The organism is Nostoc sp. WHI (assembly GCF_015714725.1).
Taxonomy (GTDB): domain Bacteria; phylum Cyanobacteriota; class Cyanobacteriia; order Cyanobacteriales; family Nostocaceae; genus Nostoc.
This window is the reverse complement of the sequence record NZ_WBKM01000121.1, coordinates 45,903-56,361: the sequence shown is the minus strand read 5'-3', so window position 1 is coordinate 56,361 and position 10,459 is coordinate 45,903. Positions and strand designations below refer to the sequence as shown.

General features: G+C 42.9%; 8 protein-coding genes. 4 read left to right on the top strand and 4 right to left on the bottom strand.

The window, feature by feature from the left end; genetic code table 11:
• Positions 1-69: 69 nt before the first annotated feature.
• Positions 70-333, bottom strand: a complete 264-nt coding sequence (locus F8S12_RS12500; protein WP_196515949.1) for a ParB N-terminal domain-containing protein — start codon at positions 331-333, stop codon at positions 70-72.
• 115 nt (positions 334-448) lie between these two features.
• Between F8S12_RS12500 and F8S12_RS12495 the strand changes: the two genes are divergently transcribed.
• Positions 449-2,116 (top strand): SpoIID/LytB domain-containing protein, encoded by a 1,668-nt coding sequence (locus F8S12_RS12495; protein ID WP_196515948.1) that lies wholly within the window; start codon positions 449-451, stop codon positions 2,114-2,116.
• A gap of 788 nt (positions 2,117-2,904) precedes the next feature.
• Here F8S12_RS12495 and F8S12_RS12490 read toward each other — a convergent pair.
• Complete coding sequence (locus F8S12_RS12490) at positions 2,905-3,204, bottom strand: ferredoxin (RefSeq protein WP_196516594.1); 300 nt, start codon at positions 3,202-3,204, stop codon at positions 2,905-2,907.
• 487 nt (positions 3,205-3,691) lie between these two features.
• A complete protein-coding gene (locus F8S12_RS12485) occupies positions 3,692-4,882 on the bottom strand; it encodes an RNA-guided endonuclease InsQ/TnpB family protein (RefSeq protein WP_196516593.1) in 1,191 nt (396 codons plus the stop codon).
• Between the two features lie 183 nt (positions 4,883-5,065).
• On the opposite strand from F8S12_RS12485, the gene F8S12_RS12480 reads away from it, so the two are divergent.
• From F8S12_RS12480 to F8S12_RS12470, 3 genes are all read left to right on the top strand, one after another.
• Entirely contained in the window at positions 5,066-6,082 is a 1,017-nt protein-coding gene (locus F8S12_RS12480) for a Gfo/Idh/MocA family protein (protein WP_196516600.1), read from the top strand.
• Positions 6,082-6,870 (top strand): type I methionyl aminopeptidase, encoded by a 789-nt coding sequence (map, locus tag F8S12_RS12475; protein ID WP_196516592.1) that lies wholly within the window; start codon positions 6,082-6,084, stop codon positions 6,868-6,870. The genes F8S12_RS12480 and map overlap by 1 nt, the downstream gene beginning before the upstream one ends.
• Positions 6,871-7,211: 341 nt before the next feature.
• Positions 7,212-7,883, top strand: a complete 672-nt coding sequence (locus tag F8S12_RS12470) for a rhomboid family intramembrane serine protease (RefSeq protein WP_196516599.1) — start codon at positions 7,212-7,214, stop codon at positions 7,881-7,883.
• 43 nt (positions 7,884-7,926) lie between these two features.
• Here F8S12_RS12470 and F8S12_RS12465 read toward each other — a convergent pair whose 3' ends face one another.
• Entirely contained in the window at positions 7,927-10,101 is a 2,175-nt protein-coding gene (locus F8S12_RS12465) for a GumC family protein (protein ID WP_196516591.1), read from the bottom strand.
• Between the last annotated feature and the right edge of the window lie 358 nt (positions 10,102-10,459).

Here is a 10,459-nt window from a genome sequence, read left to right as displayed (position 1 = left end):
TATTGGGCATTGGGCATTGGGCATTGGGCATAGGTAGGTTATTCTCCTTGTCCCCCGGCTCGCCACTCTCTATGCCAAGTGCATCTTCAAAACGCTGCGGTTAGCTTTACGGACTCTGGCTAAAATGGTTTCTTTGCCTAAACGCTGGCAAGCTTCATACCGATGGCAACCAGAAAAGCCATAATATTGTCCATCTACTTCTAGGACATCAATGGGTTCTTGCTGCCCAATCTCCGCAATCGATTCCATTAAAGCTTGCACTTTATTTGGATCGTTTGCACGGGGCAACGGCCGTTTAATTTGGTTTAATGGAATCGATTGGACTCTGACCATAAAAAGTTTATCCAACTATTTCTGTTTTGTGTCTCTAGCTAAATCATAGTCATTATGACTTCATTTTGCAACTAATGTTTGGAGCAAAACTGGTAATGGTATCATTGGAGCATTCATGCGACAAAAACACCGAACTAAAAAGCAATTGGAAAATCAGCTCCAACGCCGCATCAAGGGGCAGAATGAGGCAGCCATGAAATTTTCGTTTTGGCGTTTTTCCTACACTGTACTGACAACATTTTGCCTTTTGGGACTGACTGCTGCATCAGGGCCTAAGAGCGACATCCGGGATGTAGAACTGAAAATTGGGATTGTGCAGCGATTTGGCGAACAACCCACAGCCAAGCTGCAACTGGAACCAACAAAAGGCGATCGCTTAAAACTAAAATTTAAAACGGGCAACAAGCAGCAAGTCCTGGTTACTAAAAATCCTGTAAAGCTGGAAACTCTCATGCAAGCTTTACCCCAGGCAGCAGTTGAAGAAGTGATAGTTTTAGGCACATACCGTACTTTTGAAACTGCGGAAGACAGCGCTAACAAATGGCGTTCTCAAGGAATGAAGGTAGAAATAGCCCAGCCAGAACGCTGGCAGGTTTGGGCGAAACGGGATGTTTACAGCACTCCTTTACTGCGACGCTTGTTATTGCAGAACATCCAAGCTGCTACTCAAGAAAAAGTATATCTTGATACTAAGATTTTAAAACAAGTGCCGCGCGTGAGTTTGGTGGTGGATGGCAAGCGCTACAGCCAGAATGGTTTAGAAATCAGCACTGATAAAAACTTGATTCGGGTGAATAAAACCGAAAAATCAGAGAATGCTCGTCTTTATGCAGGGCGACTGAATTTGCAGTCAAATGCCTATGGCACATACACTCTAGTTAATCAAGTACCCTTAGAAACTTATTTGCGTGGAGTTGTACCTTACGAAATAGGCACGGATGCACCAGCAGCAGCGCTAGAAGCCCAGGCAATTCTCGCCCGCACTTATGCCTTGAGAAATTTACGCAGGTTTGCCGCAGATAACTATCAGTTATGTGCTGACACTCACTGCCAAGTTTATTATGGGCTGAATGGAGCAGCTGCCAAAACAGACCGAGCGATCGCTTCAACTAGAGGCAGGGTACTAACTTATAAAGACCAGCTAGTAGATGCCCTGTATTCTTCTACTACTGGCGGCGTTACCGCCTCTTTCAGCGATGTCTGGAATGGTGAAGATCGTCCTTATCTCCGCCCTGTACTGGATGCTGCGACTAATTTTTGGAACTTGTCTAAGCAGAGTTTAGCAGATGAAAAGAACTTCCAAAAGTTTATTAATAGGCAACAAGGATTTAATGAAAGCAAGTGGGATATGTTTCGTTGGCACAAGGAAACCCCGTTAAAGGATATTACCAAGGACTTGCAGAAGTTTTTGCTGGTGAAAAGTAGTCCGCATGGCAAATTTAAAACAATTCAGGCTATGGCAGTAGTTAAGCGAAGCCAAAGTGGACGTATCCTCGAACTTGCAGTTAAAACGGATAACAGTACCTTTATTCTTCACAAAGACGAAGTTCGCAGTGCCTTTGCCGCTCCTACAAGCACGCTTTTTTACATAGAACCTTTGAATAAAGGCAAATCAGAACTGTGGGGATACGCCTTTATTGGTGGTGGATTAGGACATGGAGTAGGCTTGAGTCAAACTGGCGCTCAAAATTTAGCTAAATTAGGTTGGTCGAGTCCGAAAATTCTGCAATTTTACTATCCCGGTACTCAGATTCAAGTTCTCAGTGAGGAGATTAAGCTCTAAGCTATTCACTATTCAAGTTGCATCTTTAGAGGATGTTTGAAAAGTCCTCTTGTCGGTATCAAAAGTTTTAGATCCCTCTAAATCTCCCGATAAATTGGGAGACTTTGATTCCGGTTCCCCCTTTTTAACCTACCGTGTACACACAAGTCTTTCCTAAAACCTCACCCTGGTTATGCTACGCAAAACCTGTCCCTCTCCTTAGTAAGGAGAGGGATGTCCGCCAGGACAGGGTGAGGTTTTCCAAGGATTTCGGGTAATTCGATGACTTGTGGAGAGGGATGTCCGCCAGGACAGGGTGAGGTTTTCCAAGGATTTCGGGTAATTCGATGACTTGTGGAGAGGGATGTCTGCCAGGACAGGGTGAGGTTTTCCAAGGATTTCGGGTAATTCGATGACTTGTGTGTACACGGTAGCCTACAATGGAGGGGGCAATGATCCCGATTAGTAATGAAATCTAATTGCTTATATAACGATAAGCTTTAATTATATAATTGTTGGCCGACAAAGAAAAGCATAAAAGCCCCTAGACTTCTCATACTAGAGTTCAATAGTCAGGACATTTATTTATCTTGGCTCTTAATGTATTAACTCAATAAATATATCAATGAAGCAGAAGCAGGAACACAGTCAATCTTATGTTCCTGCTTTGTTATGAAATTAGGCTTTTTGTCAAAGTATCTTGAAAAAACATAGATAGTATGAGGAGATTATATCCCCTAGATGCGCTGCTTCTATTTTTTCAACATCAGTAACTCTTGCAAGAGATTTATCGTTGAGGCGCCTAACCCTTAGTAGAGTTCTTCTTCTTTGTGAGTTTCGATTGTTACGTCAGAGCTTGGGTAAGCGACACAGGTTAGCACATATCCAGCTTCTATTTGATCGTCATCTAAGAATGACTGGTCACTCTGATCAACTGTACCTGATACGAGTTTCCCGGCACAGGTCGAGCAAGCGCCAGCGCGGCAAGAGTAGGGCAGATCAAGACCAGCTTCTTCAGCAGCATCTAGAATATATTCATCATCAGGAACATCAAGTGTTGTGTTAAGCCCTATGGCCTCGTTGATTAGGGTGACTTTAAAAGTAGGCATTGAGTAATCCTCTCTTTTTGAAACGGCAGTGTAAGTTATCCTAAAGCAAAGTTTACAGCTGCCCTATGTGATTAGCGGCTGATTGAAATTTGCTTCAATTCTGATACTACGAGAAAAATTAAACAATATAACTGGAAATTTAACGCGATTAGTAATGAAATTTAGTTACTCAATCCAGATAAGTTTTATTTATATATTTATCCACTTAATGAGGCTGTTATTAAAGAAACTATCTTCTAAGTAAAAAAACGTGAATGGAATTGATGCCACTTATATTTGAATTCCCTTCCAATTGGTTTTTTCTGCCTACTGTTCCCTTCTGTTGTGGTCGATGCTGTGCGTAGCAAACTTTAAGAGTAGGGGTACGAGAACGTACTTCTAACTTGGTTCAAATCAAGTCTCATGCCTCCTTGAAAAAGAGGTAAGGAGCAGGGGGAAGGACGAAGTTTTGACACTCCCCGCTCTAAAGAGACGGGGATTCTTGGATCTATGACAAAACTTGCTCAAGCAGGTTTTCACCAACTGGAGTAGGGGTTTCATCTCCCCAAGCGTTACTTGCATCTAGTGCAAAGGTTCCCGTATGCCCTACGGTACCCAATCCTCGACTAAGGATATTTCTCGCTGCGTTTTCATTACGATCCATTACACAACCGCACAAACATACGTGTGTCCTGGTAGATAAAGTTTTCTTAACAACTTCACCGCAGCTAGAGCATTCCTGGCTACTGTATTGCGGATTAACCGCAACCGTGACGCGCTTAAATACTTTACCGAAGTACTCAACCCAGACACGGAACTGATACCAAGATGCGTCATTAATGGACTTGGCTAAACAATGATTTTTCACCATGTTTTTAATCCTCAAGTCTTCATAGGCTATCAAGTCGTTAGACTGAACTACGCACCGTGCTAATTTCACAGCATGGTCTTTACGTTGCCTACTTATTTTGAGGTGGCGTTTTCCTAAAATCTGTCTTGCCTTGCCTCTGTTTTTTGAGCCTTTCACTTTTCTGGAAACACGACAATGTGAACGCTTAAGAACTTTTTCGCCTTTACGCAGAAACTTAGGATTCTCAATTACTACGCCGTCAGAGTCGGTGTAGTATTCCTTCAAACCGACATCCAGCCCAACTGTATTACCAGTTGGTTCTATATTTTCAGAACGGTCTACATCAATGCAAAATTGAATATATACACCATCGGCACGTTTTACCAACCTCACCCGTTTTATTTGGTTAATTTGATAGAAGTGCAAGTCACGAGTACCTTTGAGTTTTAATCGTCCGATACCTTTTTTGTCAGTAAAGGTGATAGATTTTCGATTATCTGCAAGCTTCCATCCTGACGTTTTGTATTCGACAGAACGACAATCTTTCTGGAACTGAGGATAACCTTTTAAACCAGGAATACCTTTCTTGCAGTTGTCATAAAACCGAGAGATAGACGACCATGCTCGTTCGGCACTAGCTTGTCGAGCCATTGAGTTGAGTTCATTAGCAAACGGAAAGTTAGCCGCAAGTACAGCACAGTATTTCTGCAAATCGTTTTTACCCGTGCCTAAAACATCCATCCATAACCGAATACAGCTATTACGAATAAACTTTGCAGTCCGAATCGCATCATCTATTGCTGTGAACTGCGCTGACTTCCCATAAGCTTTAAACTCAAAAACAAGCATCTTTCCACCTCTTATCTTATACTACCATATTTGGTATAAGATTAATTAAAAATAGAATAAAAAGCCGTCCTACAAGCACGGGGCTTTAGACCCAACTTTTCGGTAAAGTAGTTGGATTCTCTATAAAGAAAAAATCCCACTACTAGAAACGTGGGAGGATCAAAAACAGAACTAGTGAGGATCATGTATAATCCAGAAGCAGCTTTGGAAAAAGCAAGAGTGCGTGTAGGTTTGGTAGGTACTGGGTATGCGGCAAAGTTTCGGGCTGAGGCATTGCTGCATGATGAGCGATCGCATCTAGTAGCAATTGTTGGTCATACCCCGGAAAAAACAGAAACCTTTGCCAAAGAGTACCAGATTGAAGCATTGAGTTCTTGGCAACAGCTAGTAGAGCGCGAAGATGTAGACCTGGTGGCAATCTGCACTGTGAATCGAGATCATGGTGCGATCGCTAGTGCAGCCCTTACCAACGGCAAACACGTAATTGTAGAGTATCCTCTTTCTTTGGATGTGGTCGAAGCTGAGGAACTAATTGCCTTAGCCAAAGCCCAACAAAAACTCTTGCACGTTGAACACCTGGAACTTTTGGGTGGTTTGCATCAAGCTTTGAAGCAAAACTTAGCCAAAATTGGTGAAGTGTTTTATGTTCGCTACAGCACCATCAATCCCCAGAATCCTGCACCCCGCAAATGGACTTATAACCATGAGCTTTTTGGTTTTCCCTTAATTGGTGCACTATCCCGCCTACATCGCCTCACCGATTTATTTGGTAAAGTATTTACAGTCAACTGTCACCAGCGATATTGGGAAATAGAACCCGAATACTATCAAACCTGTTTCTGCACTAGTGAACTGTGCTTTACCAGTGGACTTTTAGCCCAAGTAATTTATGGCAAAGGCGAAACTATTTGGCAATCAGAACGCAAGTTTGAAGTTCACGGTGAAAAAGGTGGTTTAATTTTTGATGGTGACACAGGATTGTTTATCCAGCCAGGGGAAACAACACCTATAGAGGTTGGCCCTCGCCGGGGTTTGTTCGCTAAAGACACGAGTATGGTGTTAGACCATCTTTTTGATGGCACTCCTTTGTACGTTACCCCAGAGGAGAGCTTGTATACCTTAAAGGTTGCTGATGCTGCACAAAGAGCTGCACACACAGGGTTAACTATGTTTATGAAAGATACTTTAGATAAAAGTTAATGAAAACCGAACAAAAAACTGAACTAATTGTTATTTTATCCCAACGAGAATTAGATAAAATGCGTCAAGCTGGACGTTTAGCAGCCAAACTTCTCCAGCATCTTGAACCGTTGGTGAAGCCAGGGGTTAGCACTCTCGAAATCAATGATGAAGCCGAACGTTGGACGCAAGCGCATAAAGCAAAAAGCGCCCCCCTTGGCTACAGAGGCTATCCTAAGTCGATTTGCACTAGTGTAAATGAGGTAATCTGTCACGGCATTCCCAATGCCAAGCAAATTCTCAAAGAAGGTGACATTATTAATATTGATGTTACCCCAATTGTTGAAGGTTATCACGGCGATACATCCAAGACATTCTTTGTCGGCACACCTTCCCCAAAAACGAGAAAGCTGGTGGAGGTGACAGAGGAATGTCTCCGCTTAGGTATTGCTGAAGTTAAACCAGGGGCCCGCATTGGCGACATTGGTGCAGCCATTCAAGAGTATGCTGAAGCACACGGCTTTTCTGTAGTCCGAGATTTTGTTGGACACGGCATTAGTAACATTTTCCATACTGCGCCGGATGTTCCCCACTATGGCACACGCGGTAAGGGCAAGCGCCTTAGACCAGGGATGGTTTTTACCATCGAGCCAATGATTAACGAAGGCACTTATGAAGTTGAGCTTCTCAGTGATAAGTGGACTGCTGTAACGCGCGATCGCAAGCTTTCTGCTCAATGTGAGCATACCTTGGCTGTAACTGAAGATGGCGTTGAAATTCTCACCCTACCTGAAGGCGAGAATTACTAGATTGTTAATAGGGCGGTTTTTATTTAATAAAAACCCAACCGTAAAAACTTTTACCAAAGCTATTAAAAGACTTGGTTCTGGTACAACTATTGCACGCCGAGATTTTAAAGTAACTTCAGGATATGACGAATCAAAATCCTTGAGATATTTATTAAAAAAAGCCAAACTATAGGCGTTGATTATTTCTGCGCCTCTCTGGCTATTAATTGAATCAACAGGAAACAGCAGTGCGTCAATTATTTCCTGCGGATATAAGTTTGAGAATATTGAGCGTAGTAGAGGTGTGTCGTTCAGCCTAACAAGCTATATTGCAGTTAGACAATAAATTAGGAAAAATACCTGTGTTTCCCCTCTACGACGAAAATCCGACGCGAATCACCCCGTATTTCACCTACGGGTTAATTGGCATGAATATTTTAGTTTTTATTCATGAGGTAAGCCTGTCAAATGCACAATTAAGTCAGCTTTTAAGTCAGTATGCGGTAGTGCCTCAAGAGTTAACCACCGATTTTAGTAGAGAGTGGATAACATTATTTACGTCGCAATTCTTACACGGTGGTTGGTGGCATTTAATCTCTAATATGTTGTTTCTCTGGGTTTTTGGCAACAATATTGAAGATCGATTGGGTCATTTCAAATATCTGATTTTTTATTTAGCATGTGGTGCTCTAGCTGCCTTGTGCCAATGGTTTATTGGCATAAATTCTGAGATTCCTTCCTTGGGAGCAAGTGGTGCAATTTCTGGGGTTTTAGGTGCGTACATTATCCGCTTTCCCCAGGCTAGAGTTATGACCTTAATATTTTTGGGCTTTTTCTTCACTACAATCAGAATTCCAGCACTAGTCATAATTGGACTTTTCTTTGTGCAGAATGTGATATCTGGTCTTGTTACCCTCCAAGCAGCCGCTAACATGAGCGTGCAAACTGGTGGAGTTGCCTATTGGGCACACATCGGTGGTTTTGTTTTTGGGGTGATTCTTGCTCCCCTATTTGGGTTGTTTAGACGTGACTAATAGGCATTTTAAGCCTCTTTTTCATTCTCTATTTTCCATGCTCCTATGTTTTCCTGGGACGCGCTGCAACTTCTTCTGATTCTTCGACAATTCTCGGTTCTACCTCAGATGAAAACGTTTCTACAGGTAAAGCAACGATGATATCAGCGCCATTGATAATTGCCCCCAATAGTCCCAGTTCAGACTCAACCAATTGATCAATAGCTTCACCCAACATGTTCTCTTGTGTATAATTTGGTCGTGCCACCAGTACCATGCCATCAGTGTAGGGTTGAATTAACAAAGGGTCATTGGATATGCTGAGGGGACTAGTATCTAAAATGACTAAATCAAAACGCTCGCGGACATCCTCCATCAGCCGCCGCATTTCGCTTGATTCAAGAATAGCAGCAGATTGCCGCACAGGACCAGGACTCGGAAGAATGTATAAATTTTCTACATCGGGAACCAAACGAATACATTCACTCAAATTAGCGTAATAACGCAGGGGTTCAATAGTGGCGTCGGGATCAGGAATTACTTTCAAGGACGTACAACGGGAAGGCGATCGCAAATCGGTTTCGATAATCAAGGTTCTTTTACCAGCACGGGCCGAAGCTATACCCAAGTTATAAGCACTTGCCGTTTTACCCTCTTGGCTGCTAGTGCTAGTAATCAACACCACCTTTAAGTTTTTACCACCAATCCGGCGTAGATTACTACGGAACTTCTCATAAAATTCTAAATAAGGAGAATCCTGGGAAAGTACCACCGGCACTGCATCTTTATCTAAATCATCAACTGGCATTAAAGGCAATTCTCCCAATAGTGCCACTTCCCGTTGCTTGAGACTCTCGCGGATATCCTCCCTGGTTTTGAAAGTCCCTTCCATTGCTCCCAACAAAAACACCACCCCGCCACCAATCAACACACCTAAGAAACCACCCACAGCAAGGGTAATAGGTACACTCTTAGGAGGTTTGACATCGACAACTACTGTGGGGCGTCTGGCAATGCTGAGGCTGCTGGTGGTTTCTGCCTCTGCGGTTTTAGCATCGGTTAGCTTCACCTGCATTTGGTCATAAATGGCTTTTTTGAGTCCAACCTCCTGTTCTAAACGCGATCGCTCTAATTGCTTATTGGGTATCAAAGAATACTCTCGTCGGAGTCGCGCTTCTTGTTGAATTTCTTGGGCTAGTTGTTGTTGCAGCGTTTCCCCTTGGGTTTGCAAAGACACCATTTGGTTTGCCAATTGCTGCCGTGCTGGATCTAAGCTGCTTTGGGTACGAATACCTGCAATGTTACCCTGGAGCGGAGCTGCCACACCAGCACCGTCTAGAACCTCAGATGCACGTTGTTGCAGCAATTCCTCAGCAGCTTGTTTCTGACGCCCCAACTGAACCATCGTTGGGTGTTCAGGTCGCAAATCTTTTCTGAGTACGGCGATTTGTGACTCGCTTTGATAAATTTGCGCTCGCAAGTTACCAATAATTGGATCGGCACTCAAAGCAGAAGAAATATAAGCTTGTCCAACTGTTAACCCTAACTTATTTTCTAAACTGCGAACTTGACCATTAACTCCAGAAATAGTTAATTGAATTTGCCGTTGGAGATTTTGGCTGGAAGTAATGGCACTTAGCAAACTGCCATTCTCTGCTGCTAATATTGCTGTTCGCTCTATGCGATCGTACTGTTCCAGCTTCTTCTCAGCAACTTGCAGTTCTCGTTTCGCTTGTGGTGTGCGATCGTTAATTTTTTGAATAATTGCTTGTAGTCGCCCAGTATTGATATCACTGCTCAACTTGATCATTGCTTGCATCAGCTCTGCCAAGACCTCTGTAGCTCGTTTGGCGTCACTATCTACATATTTCAATTCCAAGATACTAGATTCTAATTCTCCACTCCTGGGGTTTTTTTTAGGTAGAGAAAGGACGACACTGCTACCGAGCTGTTTCGGTTTGACATTCACTTTTTCTGCCACTGCCGCAATTATCTGATTTGATAGTAAAACTTCCGCATTTAGTTCCTTTCCTTGCTGTTGGATTTCACTACCAGTTGCAGAAAAAGAAACTGGTGGCCCACTATAGGTAAGTGCGCCAGATGCTATATAGCTAGTAGGTGGTTCTGGTTGCACAGCTACGACTGTTGACCCTACTACAACTAAAGCAAAACTAGCTAATCCAATCCACTTGTACTTATCAAAAGCAATAAGATAGCGCTTAACAATTGGTGGGGTCATGGTCACTTCGCTCCAATTCAAAATTCAAAATGACGCTTGCAGACTCGCTCTAAGCGTTGGCGCAGCCTCTCGTAGAGAAGCCATGCCGTTCGCCTAGCGTCTCGCAGAGAAGGCTTTACGCTGCGCTAACAAAATTCAAAATCAGGAAGCACCAAACTAAAGATAGTGGCTTTGATACAAGGACGCTATCAACTTCCTACTGTATATAGCGTTTTCTATCTTGGTGAGGTACACTCTTACGAGTAAATCTCTTGCTAGATAAAGGTTTTTGTGTACTTCATGCGAGTGAGAACGGCTATATCTCGGTTGATATCTTTAATATTTTTCCATTAATTAATTCAAATAGAAGTTGAAGAAG

Excerpts from the sequence above, each read along its gene's own strand:
- F8S12_RS12490 (WP_196516594.1), bottom strand. The coding sequence starts at position 3,204 with ATGCCTACTTTTAAAGTCACCCTAATCAACGAGGCCATAGGGCTTAAC.
- F8S12_RS12465 (WP_196516591.1), bottom strand. The coding sequence starts at position 10,101 with ATGACCCCACCAATTGTTAAGCGCTATCTTATTGCTTTTGATAAGTAC.
- map (WP_196516592.1), top strand. The coding sequence starts at position 6,082 with ATGAAAACCGAACAAAAAACTGAACTAATTGTTATTTTATCCCAACGA.
- F8S12_RS12485 (WP_196516593.1), bottom strand. The coding sequence starts at position 4,882 with ATGCTTGTTTTTGAGTTTAAAGCTTATGGGAAGTCAGCGCAGTTCACA.
- F8S12_RS12500 (WP_196515949.1), bottom strand. The coding sequence starts at position 333 with ATGGTCAGAGTCCAATCGATTCCATTAAACCAAATTAAACGGCCGTTG.
- F8S12_RS12495 (WP_196515948.1), top strand. The coding sequence starts at position 449 with ATGCGACAAAAACACCGAACTAAAAAGCAATTGGAAAATCAGCTCCAA.
- F8S12_RS12480 (WP_196516600.1), top strand. The coding sequence starts at position 5,066 with ATGTATAATCCAGAAGCAGCTTTGGAAAAAGCAAGAGTGCGTGTAGGT.